A 14,506-nucleotide genomic window follows, 5' to 3' on the forward strand; every position below is an offset into this window, starting at 1 on the left:
ATCTACCTGCGAATCGAGCGATTGACCGCGAGTACTGACCCTCGCGTAGCCGGTTATGTTCCTGGACACGTCAGAAACCCTCCCATCCCCCTTTTGACCGGTTTTCTTTTCGGCAACGAGTTTTGACTAAGCGTCGGAGTACTTTTTCGACGTGTTGCTAAGGCTCGCCGGCAACAGGTCAGAAACTGTCGTTTTTGACCATAGTCTTTAGGATCCCCATGGCTACGGACGGCATCGCCATGCTGAACGCTCCAGGCCGGCCTTCCAAGGGATGTCGGCGTAGCAAGGCAAGATGCTGGTATGAGCAAGTTGAACCATGAATGGGCGATCAAAGAGATTCACCAGTTCCTACACGTGACCGACCAAGTCGGCTACGACAATAGCGGCGGCGGAGTCGTAATGCTTGGAACACACATGCGCGGGTCAAAGACTGAAGCATCACAGCGCGCACACGTGGTGGAGCAGATCCTTGATCGTGTTCTCTCTGGTTGGAGACAGGATCGGCCGGAGAAGGACATGAAATTTGTTTGGCTCCGGGACCGAGCCTCACGGGCCAAGGCTGCGCTGCAAAGGGCCGCGGAGCTTGCTGAGAATCTAGGGGATAACGCCCCCGATATGGATGCTGCCAACCTTCACCCATGGGCTTGGGAAAACGGGCGATCCTACTGGAACACAGGGCATTATCACCAGGCCGTAATGCAGGCGACTATCCGCGTCAACGCCGAGACGCAAGCGAAGCTAGAGCGCATGGACGTGTCTGAGACAGCGCTTTCAATGAGGCGTTCTCATTGGATGCGCCAAAGGACGGTGCCCCTCGGCTGAGGCTGACAGTAGATGACGGGGGCAAGACTTATCAGAACCTTCACCGAGGTGCTCGATCATATGCCGACGGGCTTTACACAGCGATCCGTAATCCCGGTATGCATAAGCCGCAGGAAAATAGCGGAGGAGAAGAGCAGCTTGCCCTAGAACAGCTGGCAGCCTTCAGCTTGCTGGCCCGTTGGATCGACCAGGCCGAAGTACGCCGGGTATAAGTTGTTGGGCCGCCAGGGTTGGACCGGGCCGACACGTGTAGGTTGTTATAGCAAAGCCTTTCACGGAGGCAGCCACTTCCAAATGCAATTAGGGGGAGACCGTGGCGAAAAATAAGCCGAAGAAGAGCTTGGCATCGTTGAGGGGATCAGCCGAGGAAAAGCTGGAGCGCTATACGTGTCGGACCCTTGGTTACGCCTTCAATACATACGACCACTTAGGTGAGGTGGACACACCCATTTCGCCGGGCGATGTGCTGATGGCAAACCTACTGAGCTTGAAGCTCAGTGCCGCTGAAGTCATCCCCCTATTTGCAGACGGTGACGGTCCTGCCCAGCAGCTCCGGAAGGCACTCGACAACGCTTTGGTTAAACTGCGCGACGCGGACAACCTGGAGTCATACGCCGACGTATCCGAATTGGAACGAGCGGTGGAAAGCTTGGCCGCAGCCAACAGAGCAGCTTTGGAGGTAACCGGGTGGACCGCAATAACAGTTTCTAAAGTTCTCCACCGTCGCCGCCCGCACATCGTGCCCTTGATCGATTCCCGGGTATACGACTTTTACGGCACGAGGTCTCCAGGTGAGGTTCGTACATGCCTCAACGAAGACATCCGGACGAACGTCGACTGGCTAACAGATTTGGCTGGGACTACCGTCACTCCTGATGGACGGGCACTGTCACTCCTACGTCTGGCGGACATCCTGATTTGGACGCCCGCCCAGTCGTGAACGGGCAGCTCATTTCCGGTACACCCAAGAAGCAGTCTGTAACGCGCTTCGACAGCGGCGCCCGAGAGGGAAGCCTACAGGCGGCCCTACCAGGCACGGTTTCCCACACCCTCGTGACAGCGGCCAACGCAGATTCGCTGAGAGAGATCTCCTTCCCCGTGGTTGCCTCGGCAACCACCGTCAAACAAGATCAGTTCGCCGCATCCAGTAGACCCAGCAGATTCCAAGCCGACTCTGGACGATTGCGTCAAGTACTTTTGGCTCCGGAAGGACAACTAAAACTGGCCCCACCCGGCATATTGGTGAGCGTCGGAGCCGAGTTGGAATGACCGTGGGCCCCCTTCCCTAACCGGTGCAGGGGCTTCGGGACTACGGCGCGATGCGGCGCTAAGTGCTGCTCTGCTATCAGATTTGAGGTTAGCGCTCTACACTGTGCAGCATCACTTACAGGCCGTGGGGCATTTTGATTTCACGCGGGCTTTGCCTGGTCATCGAGGATGATCAGGACATCCAGGATCTGGTCACGCTGATCCTGACACGAATGGGCTTCGATGTTCATGCCGTATCCACTTGGCGTCCAAGGGGTGACGGCGGCCTGGGAACACCAACCGGTTCTGGTCACGGTGGATTTGAACCTGCCGGACATGGACGGCCTCGACGTGGCCCGGGTATACCCGGCAACGGTCGGATGCACCGATGCTGTTCGTTACCGCCCGATCCGAGCCTGAAGATGAAATGGCCGGCATGGCCTCCGGAGCCTCGGCATATCTGACCAAGCCCTTCCGGGCCTGGCAACTGACAGAAGCGGTGAATAAGCTCTGCCCTGTCGGGAGGCCGGTTCAATCCGAATGACCATCGGCGCCCTCCTCCCCCACAACCCCGGGCCAATTAGCGCCCGCCATTCACTTACTGGCAAAGATCTTGACCAAAACCTTGGATAAATCTGCGGAAATACTCATCGGTTCTTCATCGGATCGTTCGCGTGCTCTACTAAAGTACTTTTGTCGTAAAGTACTCATCCAGTCGCCAATGGGACTTGTTCCGGCGAAATCAACCTAGTCCCGAGGAGTCCACAAATGAAGTGTGTCAAGTGCACCAGCGACAATGTCAGTGTCGAAATGCTGCAGTCGGGGGGAGGCACTCGAAAGCACGGAACCGGCCTTGGCGGAAATGTGAACAATGCGGCCCGCGGCTTGACAGCACTTTCAACTCTAGGGATGTCAAACCTAGTTTGGAAAAAATCAAAGGGAACTGAAAAGACAAAGTTCAAGACACAGAAGAGGGCCATTTGCCAAAGCTGCGGCCATGACTGGGCGATCCGTTAGCAATCCGTCGCTGTGGCAAAGCGTATTTGCGGTCTGACGGCCTTCGTCGACACGCTGGCTCGGTCCGGCGCAGTGATCCACCGTTCAGCCTCATGAAGCAGATGAGGCTTCGGTACGCGGGGGTGTGCAGGTCGTGCGACGCTGCTGTTCCGGCGGGAACCGAAGCGGTCTATGAGAGGGAGACAGAGACCGTCCGATGCTTGGAATGTGCCTCCGAGGCTACAGACGCCATGCCGCGCGGTCTCGAACCACCTCGTGGTGAGTCGTCCGCTGTGGCCGGAGTGGCCGGGTCGTCCGCCCGACGTGAATACGAGCGACGCAAGGCGAATGATGAGGCAAGGCTCCGTCAGAAGTGGGGTCGTTTCGGTGGCATCGCAGTCGCCCTCGCTGACGAGCGCCAAAGCACCAAAGCGTGGGATCGCGGTGCGGTCGGTGAGGAACGCCTGGGCGTTCGGCTGGATGCCCTGGTCACCAATGACATCTTGGTTCTTCACGACCGCCGTATCCCCGGCTCGAAGGCGAACATCGACCATGTTGCCATCACCCGCGACGGAATTTGGGTGATCGACGCCAAGCGGTACAAGGGGCGACCCGAGCTGAAGATCGAGGGCGGCATCCTCCGACCACGCGTCGAGAAGCTCCTCGTAGGACGGCGCGACTGCACGAAGCTGGTCGACGGCGCACTCAAACAAGTCGAACTCATACGCGAGCTCGTCGGGGACGTGCCGGTCACTGGGGCGCTGTGTTTCGTTGATGCCGACTGGCCCCTGATCGGCGGCGCGTTCGCGACGCGTGGCATTCACGTTCTCTGGCCGAAACGGCTGGCCAGAATGCTTACAGAAGAAACCGACGGCGACATCGATGTCGCCGCCGTACGTGAGTCGGTAGCTTTGCGGTTCAAATCCTCATGACGTCCTTCTCGGCTCCCCCGCTTCCGGCAGCTTATGCACAGGCCTCGGCAGGTAGGCTCCATAGGGCTGCCATACTTGGTGGCGGACGCTGTTGATACTTGCGGGCCCGGCTGCTCCTTGTAGCCGGGCTCTTCTCTTTTGAGCTGGACCAGCGACGACACTATGGGGAGGGCGGGCGGATGTTGACGACGTGGGGACCTTCGGGATTCGGGAAGCTTGTCACCGGTTCTGGCAATTGGGAACTGACGCTTGACCATGACGGTCTGACTGTCCACGAACAGGGAACATCATTTCGTGTCGGTCTGGAGGCACTGGTATCGCCGACAGTGCTACCAGGCGTGTTGTGGTCCAGCCTGGTAGTGCCGTACGAGGGCCGAAGCATCGTGCTCCGGGGTATTCCCTCCCGATCCGCCCGTGTACTCGCGCGGGCTGTCGAACTGCAGCTGCGTGTCGCTGAGGTTAAGGCCTGGGCCGCAGGGTTCGCCGACACTATCCTGCCCTCTGCCGGCGGGCGGCGATGGCTCAGCCGGGACTTTCGGCTGCGGTGGGAAGAAGCGAAACCCGGAGAAGGGCTCGGCGACCTTCTGCGCGACCCGCTCCTTGCCGGCCACATTGCCGCTCTCGACCACACTGCGCAGGAAGCAATCCGGTTATGGAGTGCCGACCTGGGAGAACACATTGCGGAGTTAAACGCGGAGCATGTGGTTTCGGAGCTGGAATCCTGTGCTTACTTGTTCGACCGGGTTGAGCGTTCACCCTTAACCCGGGAGCAGGCCCACGCCGTGATCTGTTTCGACAACCGCGTACAGGTCATCGCCTCGGCCGGTTCCGGGAAGACCTCCACCATGGTCGCTAAAACCGCATACGCCCTGCACCGGAACCTCGTTCCGGCGGAAAAAATCCTGCTGCTTGCCTTCAACAAGGACACAGCCGAGGAACTCAAACAACGCGTCAAAGACCGTCTGCATCCACTGGGGCTCGACGGTGACCAGGTCGCCGCCCGCACCTTCCACGCATTCGGACTGAAAGTCATCGGTCAGGCCACCGGCCGAAAACCGGCCCTGGCCCCGTGGCTGGACAGCGGACAAGACCATCATCATTTGATGCGCCTCGTCGACGCGCTCAGAGATACCAATCCTCGCTTCCGGACCTGGTGGGACCTTTTCCGTATCGTGCTCGGCAGGGACCTGCCCGAATTTGGACAGGAACACGACGATCCCGAAGACTGGGACACCGTCACGAAGACGTCGGGTTTCCGGACCCTGCAGGGCGAGATCGTCAAAAGCCAAGGCGAACGGATGATTGCTGACTGGCTGTTCTATAACGGGGTCCAGTACCGGTATGAAGCACGGTACGAACACGACACCACCGATGCCGAACATCGTCAATACTGTCCCGATTTCTACTACCCCGACATTGACGTCTACCACGAGCATTTCGCCTTGGACGCAAATGGGCGCCCGCCCGCCACCGGGTTCGAAGGCTACCTCGAGGGCGTCGCATGGAAACGTGCAACCCACCACCAGCACGGAACAACCCTGCTGGAGACCACCATGGCAGGAATATGGGACGGCACCGCGTTCCACTACCTGGAAACAGAACTCACCAGCCGCGGCATCGCCCTCGACCCCGACCCCGGCCGGCCCATCCCCGGACGCCCAGTGATCGAAAGCGCAGAGCTGGTCCGGACGTTCCGGACCTTCCTGATCCACGCGAAAAGCAACCGGCTCGATGACGCCGCCCTCCGGGACAGTCTCCAATCCCGGCACGGACTCAGGAACCGGTTCCGGCATTCGATCTTCCTGACCCTGTTCTCGGCGATCCGCAACAGATGGGACCAGGAACTCGCCGCAGAGAACTACATCGATTTCGAGGACATGCTCAACCACGCCGCGGACCACATCGAAGCCGGCCGGTGGAACAGCGGATACCACCTGGTCATGGTCGATGAACTGCAAGACGCCAGCCACGCCAGGGCCCGGCTGGTCCGGGCCCTGGTCAACCAGCCTGATCGATACCTGTTCGCCGTCGGGGACGACTGGCAAAGCATCAATAGGTTCGTCGGCGCTGACCTGTCCGTCATGACCGACTTCCACCAATGCTTCGGCCCTGGTCAAACCCTGCGCCTGGAACGAACGTTCCGGTCCACCCAAAGCATCTGTGACATCTCCGGTGCTTTCATCCAGAAAAACCCGCGACAACTGCCCAAAAAAGTCCGATCCCGGACCCCGGAATTCGGGGCCCCTGTCAGAATCGTCGCGGTCGCCGGCGACGCGAGCCGGTTCGCCAACAACGCCGACAGGTTCGCCGGCGCCGTGAACACCTACCTGGAACAGCTGAATCATGATGTGAGTGCGGGGACCGTACCAGCCGGCGCCGGAGGCAAAGTTCAGGTCCGTATTCTGGCCAGGTACCGTCACATGCTCACCAGCATTCCCCGCGGCTACGGAAACGGCTGGGACCACCTGAACCTAAAGATCGGAACTGTCCACAGCGCAAAAGGCCTAGAAGCTGACTACATCGTAGTCCTCGGGATGACCCAAGGCAGATATGGATTCCCCAGCAACATCACCGATGACCCTGTGCTCGAACTCGCGATGCCCTCCGGCGACGCTTTTCCGCTGGCAGAGGAACGGCGCCTCTTCTACGTCGCCCTGACCCGTGCCAGACGATCAGTGCTGCTCCTCACCGTTGAGCACCAGGAATCCCCCTTCATCAAGGAATTGGTACGGGATCACGGCCTCACCGTGCAAAACCTCAATGGACAAACGATGCCTTCGGTGATCTGCCCCGCCTGCGGCAACGGTTTCATGACCCAACGCTCCGGTAAGTACGGCACCTTTTACGGCTGCAGCGAATACCCCGCCTGCACAGAAACAATGAACACGGCCAACTACGCCAAAACCACCACCAACGTCCAGAGACACAAACACGCCAACGGCCCACAGGCCAACGCTGGAACTCCTAATGCTCGATGAGCCAAAGTGGCACCATTGGTCATGGCGCAGACTCGTCCAGTCCATGTCCCAAGCTGCCTACCGTAATCTCACTCAGGGAAAACCCGCCGAGCCCCCATCGGCTGGGTTTTTCATGCATAAAGCTGCCACTAATCGGGGTCTGACGGAATCAATAGCGGGTCAGAACAGGTCGTTATTGACATGCTCGGAGTCAGCCTAGCTTCGAAGGAAATCTTGGCCCCGACTCATAGACTCCCCCACTGCGCCCAGCACTGCCTTCAGAAACGGTCGTTTTTGATTTGCTGCGCCATGAAAACCCATCAGGAGGCAGGTGGGGGTATATCGAAACTTGCGCCTCCACGCGCGTTCTGGGACGTGCAGTCCGGAAGGAGGTTTGGACCACCATCCGGAACTGGAAGTTGGAGGCCACTGGGCCGAGCGCCCTCGTCCGCCGGGAGCCGGAGCGGGTGGAAAGGAGGCCCCGGCCCGGCTCAGACAGCAGCAGGCAGGGGCCCCCGGCAAGGCAGCTCTTGGGGGAAAGCTGCACCGGCCAGCATTAAAGCTACCGGCCAGTAAGAAGCCGCTTTTGCCTCAGGCACGGGTTTCCGTCATTCTTGAGCCAATCTTGAGCAGGGCTTTGCCGAAGGGCGGCCTGGTGTGCCGACGATGTGTTCGCGGACCAACGCCGGCATAGCCGTGAACTGGATGCTGGTATGGCTTTGGATTTGGATTCGTATCCGTCGAAACTGGCCGGGCGGGATGCTTTGAATGCCGAGGTTGCCGGCAGCCTGTCGACAAGGAGACCCTCACCAACGAGGAAACCGAGACTGGAGACGGTCGCAAGGAACGTGTTGAGCCGACGGTTGGGACCAGACCCGCGGGTAAGCACCACGCCGCTGACGTTGACGCCATGAGGGGCCACTGCCATGTGGCCCCTCATGATGCTTTTGCGGTGGAACAGCCAAGGCCCCCAAGACCTAATTGGTTACGACAGCTGGTTGATGTCCACTTGTTCAGCTGGGGCAGGCTGCTCCGCGTCTGTCCGTTCCCTGGCGGATTCCTGCTCGGATGAACGAAGTGCCTGCCAGAGGGCGACACCGCCGGTAATGGTCGCCGCGGCGACTGCGGCGACCAGCCAGGCCTTCCGGGGTGGTTTGACAGGTGGTACGGCCCGAGCCGGGACCGCCGCTTCCGGAATGAGCCGCGTTATCCTCTCATGAAGCCGGGGCGTTGCGGCTTCCACTCCACCGGCGAGCTCGTCGGCGATCGTGCGCAGGCTCGCCTGCAAGCGGGGTGATGCGGCTTCCAGTCCGCTGTCTATTCCCGTCAGCATGCGTCGCAGCGCCGCTTCGATGCCTGGTGTCGCCCATTCCCTGCCTTTCGCAAGGCGCAGAACGAGAGCATCTTGGAGCTGCCGTGTCTGGGCTGCACGGCTCGTTTCTACCTCAGTACGCATGAGAACCTCCCGGTTGGATCAGTGAAGCTTCGACTGGATACGCAGCCACGGGACGCCGCCGAGAGGCGCCGCGCTGCTTCTGGTCTACATAGCCACGTGCCACAGGAATTAGCAAGCATGCTTACGATTCGGGGTGTCTCCCGCACGCACGCCACGAGTATTGAAGATGGCGATCACCGAAACGGCTCCTAAACGCCAAATGCGGCCAAGGGCAAGTCTTGACCCTCCTGCCACCCGTCGGCCCCTTGCACCCATCCGATAAAGCAGGTGCCAGCGGTTGACTTGCACGAATGGTCCGCCCTTCAGGCCTGGGCGGACCATTCGTGGTTCACCGTGCCGGGATCGCTCCCGGGTGGGACTTGTGTCTAGCGGTTGGTACCGCCGTCGTCATCGAGTTCGATGTTTTCCTTGCGGACTTCCTCGGTGACGGTGTGTTCGTCGGTGATGGTCTCTTTGTCCAGGCGAACGCGTTCGACGGGGACGGCTTCCTTCTGCACGACGGGGCGTTCTTCGTGGAGAACGACTTCGTGTTCCTCTTCGCTGATCGCCGGCCCGTCCATGGCTGCGCCGATGTTCGCGTCGGTGATGGGTTCGCGTTCGATCCGGACCTCTTCGCGCTCGACCGGGACGGTGGTGGTGACGTTCTCGGTGGTGACGTACTTGCGCAGCCGTGCCTTGCCGGTGGCCTGCTTATCGGTGCCGACGTGCAGCTGTTCTTCGGACCGGGTCATCGCATCATCGGTTGTGGGGCCGGACGTGTCATGCCCGACCGTGCCGTGTCCGGCCGTGCCGGTGGTGTCCTGGGTGCCGGCGAACCCGTTTCCGCCGGTGAGTCCGTAGTAGCTGTAGAGGCGGTTTTCTTCGTCGGGTTCCAGGTGGCCGTCGGGGGCGACGCGGGGCGCGTCCTTGACCTTGTCCTTGCTGTGCGGGAGAACGATGTCGTTGCCGTCCTGGGTCGCGCCGTCGAGCGGGGCGAAGGATTCGTGGGTTCCGAAGAGCCCGGTCTTGACGGTGACCCACGTCGGTTCGGAGGTCTGGTCGTCGGCGTAAATCTGGCCGATGGATCCGATCTTGCTGCCGTCGGAGCCGATGACATTGCCGCCGGCGGCGGTCAGTGCGGAGAGGTTTTCGGTGCTGATCATGGGTGTACTCCTTCTTACTTTGGGATGGGCCGTGCTGCTTACTGGGGACGGATCTTGGGCCGTTACTTTCGTTGGGGATTGGCGCCGGTATGGGTCTTGGCGGTGTCCCGCGTTGTGGTTAGCGGGTGGCCGTACGGGTGGTGCGGGTGTTGCGGGAAAGCATGATGGCCAGGGCGATCATGCCGATTCCAAGGATGAAGTGCAGCCAGTTGTCAGCGGTGTTGACCGGGACGAAGTTGACCGGGGTGTCATGGCCGGTGATCAGGCCGTAGAGCCACAGGACGAGGTAAATCACGCCGCCGTAGAGCAGGTAGCTGCGGGCCTGTCCATGGGTGCGGGACATCAGGATGCCGGCGACGCCGAAGAGCAGGTGGACAATGTTGTGCAGGACCGAGACCTGGAAGATGCCCAGCAGCAGCGCTCCGGAGCCGTGTCCGGCAAACGAGAGCGCTTCATAGTTGCTGGTGATGCCCGGGATGAAGCCGAGGACGCCAACCAGCAGGAAGACTGCGCCGACTGCCTGGGATGCTTTTTGAAGGGTGGTTTTGGCTCCGGCTGCCCGGTTTGTTGTAGCCATGTGGTTGCTCCTGTTGGTCGAGATGGGTGGTTTCGCTGTTCCTGCCCGTGGCCGGAGGCCGGCCCGGTTCGTGCCCCCCGCCCGCTTTGTCCCCTGCCGGGCGGCGCCGCTTGGTTCTCTGTTCCTCAGACGGAGGGTGGGTTGAAGTTCCGCAACGGCCCCAAAGGCGCCCAGCCCTGAGGTGGTGAGTTTGTACCTGGCGAGCCGTTGGTTGAGCACGGCTTTCGGGAAGCCGGGCCATGACAGTAACCAGCCGGTGCCTAGTCCGCTGCTCCACGCCCGGTCGGGGCCGCGTACGGTTGCCGGCGCCGGGCCCCGGCGGGGAGTTGCTGGTCCGGGTCCGTGAGCCGCCGCACGGGATGCTGTGCGGCTCACGGCCCCTTGTCCTGGCCGCTCATGTGTTCTGGACGTTGTCCTTGGCATCGATGGCATGGTCTTTGACATCGGCCGTGGCGCTTTGGCCTTCGGCTTTGACGTTCTGGACCGCGTCAGTGGCGGTGGCCTTGAGGCTTTCCACCGCTTCCTGGGCCGGTTCTTTCAGGTCCTGGACCACGTCCTTGGCTGCCTCGCTGACCTTGCCGACCAGCGGCTCGGCCGCCGTTTTGAGTTGCTGGGCCGCTTCGCGTTCCTTGGTGCTGGCCGGGATCAGAGACGAAAACAGCATTCCGGCGCCGAATGCGATCAGCCCCGCGGCCAGCGGGCTCCCCTGGGCCTGGGCCTTGACCTGCGCTGGGGCGTGGGAAATAGCGGTGCCGGCGTCAGAAAGCTTGGTGGCCACCGTGTCCTTGGCCCCGTGCAGGGACTCCCCGCCTGCACTGTGCACGGCGTCCCCGGTGCTGCTGGTGCCCGAGGAAACCTTGTCCTGGACAGTGGACGTGGCCGCATCGGCTGCCCCCATGACCTTTTCCTTCACACCGGCGACGGCGTCCTTGACGTTGGACTTCACCTTGTCGGTTTGACGGTGGACGATGTTGGACGGGGTGACCTTGTCCGCGACCGCGTCGACATTGGTGCCCATCCGTGCGCGGGTTTCTTCGATTTCCTGACGGATTGCATCGGGGTTCTCGCTCATCGGTTTACCTCACCTGGTTTAAGGGTTGGGGGAATTTCAGAGAGTGTTTCGCCTGTCTGCGGCAGACCCTTGATCTGGTTGAGTTCCTTGCGGCCCTTGGCCGCCAGGACAGCGGCGATGATCGCCCAGATAATGGCGACAATCACCGCGGCCCAACCCAGAGGCATTAGCGCGCCGAGGGCGAACATCAGGGCCAGTGACAGGAAGACCAGGACGAAGTGCCCGGCGACGCCGGCGCCGGCGAGCATCCCGCCGCCTTTCCCGGCGCGCGTGGCGGACTGCTTGGCCTCGGCCTTGGCGAGCTCCACTTCCTGGCGCATCAGCGTGGACAAGTCCCGGGTCACATCCCCCAGCAACTCCCCCAACGAGGCGTTATCAGCCTTCACATGCGCCTCACTGGTCGCCGGCTCCGGAATCTGGCTGCTCACAGGGCGCGTCCTTCGGCCGGCTGATAGGGGTCATTCTCGAACCGCAGAGGCGTATCTTCCGCCGTTCCTGACGGCAACGCCGTAGTGGACGCAGGCGCTGCGCCGGTGACAACAGGCTCCTCGTACAAATCGGCGCCGCCGCCTGTGGGGAACGTTTCCTGCGGCAGCGCAGCTGCCTGCGGAGCCCGGTCCGGCTGGACGGGCCGGCCGCCGTTTTGTGACGCCGGGGCCCCTGCGGCGAGGCTACGGGTGAGCCGTCCGGCCACAAGGCCGGCGCCTGCGGCCAACAGCAGGAAAGCACCGGGGCGGTTGCGGGCGAAGCCCTGCACCTCGTTCAGGAGCTCACCGGGCTCCTTGTTCTCAATCCAGGAAGCCACCGATGAAGAGCGGTCCGCAGCCTGGCGGATCAGGTCACTGGCCACGCCCTGCTGGCCCGGTGCATCGGCCATGGCCTGCAGCTGGCCGGAAATGGTACGGATCCCCTCGGCAGCCTTCTGCTGCTGGGCGCCGGCCTGGCCGGACAGACCCGACGCCACTTGGGACAACAGCTCCTTCGCGCTGGACTTCCCCTCCGCGGCGACGTTGGCGACTTCATCCTTCGCCGTCTGCGCTACCCCCTGTGCGGCGGTGGCGGCATGCCCTGCCACGTTCGACGCCTCTTCCTTCACCGCGTCCTTCTTGGACCCGGCCACTGCGTCTGACGTGGCGTCCGGGGTCGTCGGGATGATCGTGGTCGCCTCCGGATCCCGGGAGGAGGACCCGGTGACGTTGCTCCCCTGATTTTCCGTCATCATGCTCTCTTTCCTTCGCGGTCAACTGCTGGGACGACCAGCACCGACGCAATACTAAGCATGATTACTAATTTTTAGTAAGCAATCTTCCTAAATTTCTGTACCGACCGGTCTGTCTCGCTTTGGCGTGTAGTGTCTGACTAGTGATGGAACACGCTCACGACCCTTCAACTGCCGCCGATGACGCCCCTGCCCTGCCACGCCTGAGGCCAGGTGGCAGCCGGGATCGGATTCTGGATGCCGCTTACGAACTGTTCTTACAGCGCGGTATCCGCGACGTCGGCATCGCTGAGCTGATATCCCGGGCCGGGGTGGCGAAAGCAACCTTCTATGCGCACTTCACTTCAAAGGATGAACTGGTCCTCGCCTACTTGGAGCGTTGCCACCAGGACATGACGGTTGAGGCAATCATCGCCGAAACCGGAAGGCGGACCGAGAACCCCACGGGCCGGCTGATGGCCATTTTCGATGTCCTCGACGGGTGGTTCCGCGAGGATGACTTTCAGGCCTGCGCCTTCATCAGCACCATGCTCGAAATGGGCCCCGCACATCCACTGGGAGTTACATCAATCGAGTATCTGGCACAGGTCCGGGCCTTCATCCGCGCGCTGGCCGTCGAGGCCGGCCTCGAACAACCCGACGTTCTTGCCCGCTCCTGCCACATCCTGACCAAGGGTTCGATCATTTCCGCGGTAGAGGGAGACCGGGAGGCAGCAGTAGTCGCCAAGCGCATGGCCGCTTCCCTCATCCGTGACCACGGCGGCGACCCCATCGCGGCCGACTGACCCTCCATCACCAACACCCGGACATTCAGTTCTCAGTTTTTGACGGACGGTTCAAGGAGCCGGCGCATGCGTATCCACGTTTTGAGGGACTCGCGCTCTTGGCGCTGAATTCGTCCAGTCCATGTCCGAAAACGGTTCCCGTACGGTGGGCAACAGGAAGCCCGCCCAACCCCCATCGGCGGGCTTTCTTCTTGCCCTCACGAGGGCTACTTCGCTTCCCTGCCCAGGCTCTTCTTCCAGATCCGATTCGTGTCCGGAAGCTTTCCGCCACCAGACCGACCTTAGCTATATTAGCAAGCCGGTTCGCGAAGAGTTGGGACGGTTCAGGGCCGGGACGAGACCGTGACAGGGTCAAGCTGGCCTGTCTGCGGTTACGCCAGGGCTTCCAACGACCACCTCTAAATGCCACTCTGCTATCAGATTGAGGTTAGCGCTCTACACTGTGCGGCATCACTTACAGGCCGAGGGGCATTTTAGTCTCACGCGGGCTTTGCTTGGTCGTGGAGGATGACCAGGATATCCGGGATCTGATCACGCTGATCCTGACACGATTGGGCTTCGAGGTTCATGCCGTATCCATGGGCGCGCAGGGGGTGGCGGCGCCCTGGGAACACCATCCGGTTCTGGTCACGGTGGACTTGAACCTGCCTGACATGGACGGCCTCGAGGTGGCCGGGTATATCCGGAAACGGTCGGACGCGCCGACGTTGTTCGTTACCGCCCGAACCGAGCCTGAGGATGAAATGGCCGGCATGGCGTCGGGAGCCTCGGCGGCCGGGTTAAGCCGACGGGGTTAAGCCGGCGGGGTGTTGCCAGACTGCAGGCCAGCCACGATTGGCCAACTTGCCACCACGACGGCCCGCCTGCCTTCATGCATGAAAGTGTGCTCGGTTGCAAATTGGCATTCCATCCTGCAAGGAAGGAGCCAAAGGCAATGGAGTAATCAAAGACACATGACGCTGGCCACCCATGCATTCATGCATGAAAGAAGGCAGCCATCACTCACGCAGCCAGACGTGGCGGCCTCCAGGAACTTCAGGGAAACGAACAAACGCCAACCTTTCATGCATGAATGCATGGTGGATTGCACGAACGCATGTGTCGGGATTCAGTCGAGGGCGCAGGCTGTCGGCAACGCTTGCGGTCATGCATGAAAGAATGCCTGCCGTCACGCCATGCAGGAGGGCGCAAGCGGCTGATGCGATTTCCAATCCCGCTGCCGTCCACCGTGAAGCGTGCAATCAAACATGCATGAATGCCTTCTGGATGGCGGACATGTGAGAAGAGCCGCTGGTGGCTC

At 61.3% G+C, this 14,506-nt stretch carries 13 protein-coding genes; 7 read left to right on the forward strand and 6 right to left on the reverse strand.

Annotation, left to right across the window (positions count from 1 at the left end):
- Window positions 1–300 precede the first annotated feature (300 nt).
- The 5 genes from ACFVTE_RS16005 to ACFVTE_RS16025 all read left to right on the forward strand — a co-directional run bounded on the left by ACFVTE_RS16005 (window position 301) and on the right by ACFVTE_RS16025 (window position 6,976).
- Entirely contained in the window at window positions 301–822 is a 522-nt protein-coding gene (locus ACFVTE_RS16005; RefSeq protein ID WP_387101948.1) for a hypothetical protein, read from the forward strand.
- Entirely contained in the window at window positions 789–1,034 is a 246-nt protein-coding gene (locus tag ACFVTE_RS16010) for a TIGR02391 family protein (RefSeq protein WP_387101950.1), read from the forward strand. Before ACFVTE_RS16005 ends, ACFVTE_RS16010 begins: the two co-directional genes overlap by 34 nt.
- A gap of 101 nt (window positions 1,035–1,135) precedes the next feature.
- Window positions 1,136–1,762: a DUF6308 family protein gene (locus ACFVTE_RS16015; RefSeq protein WP_387101952.1), complete on the forward strand. Its 627-nt coding sequence runs from the start codon at window positions 1,136–1,138 to the stop codon at window positions 1,760–1,762.
- A gap of 1,555 nt (window positions 1,763–3,317) precedes the next feature.
- Window positions 3,318–3,998 (forward strand): nuclease-related domain-containing protein, encoded by a 681-nt coding sequence (locus ACFVTE_RS16020; protein WP_387101954.1) that lies wholly within the window; start codon window positions 3,318–3,320, stop codon window positions 3,996–3,998.
- A gap of 179 nt (window positions 3,999–4,177) precedes the next feature.
- Complete coding sequence (locus ACFVTE_RS16025; protein ID WP_387101956.1) at window positions 4,178–6,976, forward strand: UvrD-helicase domain-containing protein; 2,799 nt, start codon at window positions 4,178–4,180, stop codon at window positions 6,974–6,976.
- A gap of 964 nt (window positions 6,977–7,940) precedes the next feature.
- Here the strand turns inward: ACFVTE_RS16025 and ACFVTE_RS16030 are convergent.
- The 6 genes from ACFVTE_RS16030 to ACFVTE_RS16055 form a co-directional block, all read right to left on the reverse strand.
- A complete protein-coding gene (locus ACFVTE_RS16030; protein ID WP_387101958.1) occupies window positions 7,941–8,411 on the reverse strand; it encodes a hypothetical protein in 471 nt (156 codons plus the stop codon).
- Between the two features lie 365 nt (window positions 8,412–8,776).
- Window positions 8,777–9,553, reverse strand: coding sequence for a YsnF/AvaK domain-containing protein (locus ACFVTE_RS16035; protein WP_387101959.1), 777 nt, complete (start codon window positions 9,551–9,553; stop codon window positions 8,777–8,779).
- A 118-nt stretch (window positions 9,554–9,671) separates the two neighbouring features.
- Window positions 9,672–10,130 carry a DUF4383 domain-containing protein gene (locus ACFVTE_RS16040; RefSeq protein ID WP_387101961.1) on the reverse strand — a complete coding sequence of 153 codons (459 nt, stop codon included), beginning with the start codon at window positions 10,128–10,130 and terminating at the stop codon, window positions 9,672–9,674.
- A gap of 394 nt (window positions 10,131–10,524) precedes the next feature.
- Complete coding sequence (locus tag ACFVTE_RS16045) at window positions 10,525–11,202, reverse strand: DUF3618 domain-containing protein (RefSeq protein WP_387101963.1); 678 nt, start codon at window positions 11,200–11,202, stop codon at window positions 10,525–10,527.
- Window positions 11,199–11,630, reverse strand: a complete 432-nt coding sequence (locus ACFVTE_RS16050) for a phage holin family protein (RefSeq protein WP_387101965.1) — start codon at window positions 11,628–11,630, stop codon at window positions 11,199–11,201. Before ACFVTE_RS16050 ends, ACFVTE_RS16045 begins: the two co-directional genes overlap by 4 nt.
- Window positions 11,627–12,424: a hypothetical protein gene (locus ACFVTE_RS16055; RefSeq protein ID WP_387101967.1), complete on the reverse strand. Its 798-nt coding sequence runs from the start codon at window positions 12,422–12,424 to the stop codon at window positions 11,627–11,629. Before ACFVTE_RS16055 ends, ACFVTE_RS16050 begins: the two co-directional genes overlap by 4 nt.
- A 143-nt stretch (window positions 12,425–12,567) precedes the next feature.
- On the opposite strand from ACFVTE_RS16055, the gene ACFVTE_RS16060 reads away from it, so the two are divergent.
- Window positions 12,568–13,206 carry a TetR/AcrR family transcriptional regulator gene (locus ACFVTE_RS16060; RefSeq protein WP_387102342.1) on the forward strand — a complete coding sequence of 213 codons (639 nt, stop codon included), beginning with the start codon at window positions 12,568–12,570 and terminating at the stop codon, window positions 13,204–13,206.
- A gap of 500 nt (window positions 13,207–13,706) precedes the next feature.
- The gene (locus ACFVTE_RS16065) at window positions 13,707–14,003 is read left to right on the forward strand and encodes a response regulator (protein ID WP_387102345.1); all 297 of its coding nucleotides are present in this window, start codon (window positions 13,707–13,709) and stop codon (window positions 14,001–14,003) included.
- The last annotated feature ends 503 nt before the right edge of the window (window positions 14,004–14,506 follow it).

The organism is Arthrobacter sp. NPDC058097 (assembly GCF_042884885.1).
Taxonomy (GTDB): domain Bacteria; phylum Actinomycetota; class Actinomycetes; order Actinomycetales; family Micrococcaceae; genus Arthrobacter.

Bases quoted from the DNA above. Each gene is read 5' to 3' on its own strand.
- ACFVTE_RS16030 (WP_387101958.1), bottom strand. From the start codon at position 8,411: ATGCGTACTGAGGTAGAAACGAGCCGTGCAGCCCAGACACGGCAGCTC.
- ACFVTE_RS16035 (WP_387101959.1), bottom strand. From the start codon at position 9,553: ATGATCAGCACCGAAAACCTCTCCGCACTGACCGCCGCCGGCGGCAAT.
- ACFVTE_RS16040 (WP_387101961.1), bottom strand. From the start codon at position 10,130: ATGGCTACAACAAACCGGGCAGCCGGAGCCAAAACCACCCTTCAAAAA.
- ACFVTE_RS16060 (WP_387102342.1), top strand. From the start codon at position 12,568: ATGGAACACGCTCACGACCCTTCAACTGCCGCCGATGACGCCCCTGCC.
- ACFVTE_RS16025 (WP_387101956.1), top strand. From the start codon at position 4,178: ATGTTGACGACGTGGGGACCTTCGGGATTCGGGAAGCTTGTCACCGGT.
- ACFVTE_RS16045 (WP_387101963.1), bottom strand. From the start codon at position 11,202: ATGAGCGAGAACCCCGATGCAATCCGTCAGGAAATCGAAGAAACCCGC.
- ACFVTE_RS16055 (WP_387101967.1), bottom strand. From the start codon at position 12,424: ATGATGACGGAAAATCAGGGGAGCAACGTCACCGGGTCCTCCTCCCGG.
- ACFVTE_RS16005 (WP_387101948.1), top strand. From the start codon at position 301: ATGAGCAAGTTGAACCATGAATGGGCGATCAAAGAGATTCACCAGTTC.
- ACFVTE_RS16020 (WP_387101954.1), top strand. From the start codon at position 3,318: ATGCCGCGCGGTCTCGAACCACCTCGTGGTGAGTCGTCCGCTGTGGCC.